The organism is Desulfovibrio sp. 1188_IL3213, assembly GCF_036763145.1.
Taxonomy (GTDB): Bacteria; Desulfobacterota; Desulfovibrionia; order Desulfovibrionales; family Desulfovibrionaceae; genus Desulfovibrio.
This window is the reverse complement of record NZ_JBAIYR010000647.1, coordinates 1-921: the sequence shown is the minus strand read 5'-3', so window position 1 is coordinate 921 and position 921 is coordinate 1. Positions and strand designations below refer to the sequence as shown.

Sequence of the window (921 nt, the reverse complement as noted above, 5' to 3'; positions counted from 1 at the left end):
CGCCCGTGGCGGCTATGTGCTGCGCGACTGCGAGGGAACCCCCGAAGTCATCATCATTGCCACCGGCTCCGAAGTGGCTCTGGCGCTTGGCGCTGCCGAGCAGCTTGCCGCAGACGGACGCAAGGCCCGTGTGGTTTCCATGCCCTGCTCAGAAGTGTTTGACGCCCAGAGCGATGCCTACAAGGAAAGCGTGCTGCCTTCCGCTGTGCGCGCCCGACTGGCTATCGAAGCCTCGGCCTCTGACTGGTGGCGCAAGTATGTGGGCCTTGACGGCGCGGTCATCGGCATGGAAGGCTTTGGAGCCTCGGCTCCGGGCAAGGTGATCTTTGAACGTCTCGGCTTTACCGTTGCCAACACGCTGGAAAAAGCCCGCGCCCTCATGGCCGGAAAACGCTGACCTGTTTGGCGCGGGCGCGTTATTCGATGCGCCCGCGCTTTTGAACAATGACGCCTGAAACGCCGGGCCGGACAGGGCTTGCCTGACTGTTGCACGGCAAGGATTTTTCGTAAAAGTTTTTTGCAGGGCATGCACGTATTTCACCGGTGGTATGCTCTGGCTTGCAAGGCCCCGGCATTTGCCTTCAATTAAAATTACGCTGCAAGTCCAACAAAGAGGAGAGCGCCATGCCCGTAACGAAAATGCAGGATCTTGATCTTGGCGGAAAAACGGTCGTCATCCGCGAAGACCTCAATGTACCCATGAAGGACGGAATCATAACCAATGACAAGCGCATACGCGCTTCTTTGCCCACCATCAGGCTGGCGCTGGAAAAAGGCGCGGGCGTCATTGTGCTGTCGCACCTGGGCCGCCCCGTGGAAGGGCAGTATGACGCGCAGTTTTCTCTTGCTCCCGTGGCCGAGCGCCTGGCGCAGTTGCTGGGGCAGCCTGTGACCCTGGCGAAAGATCTGGGCGAGGCCAAG

2 protein-coding genes are annotated in these 921 nt (G+C 59.9%); both read left to right on the top strand.

Annotation, left to right across the window (positions count from 1 at the left end; genetic code table 11):
- Positions 1-397: transketolase-like TK C-terminal-containing protein (locus V6C16_RS14275; protein WP_333543561.1), on the top strand; the 397-nt coding region annotated here is incomplete at its 5' end.
- A 227-nt stretch (positions 398-624) separates the two neighbouring features.
- The coding region (gene pgk / locus V6C16_RS14270; RefSeq protein WP_333543560.1) for a phosphoglycerate kinase at positions 625-921 on the top strand (297 nt) is incomplete at its 3' end.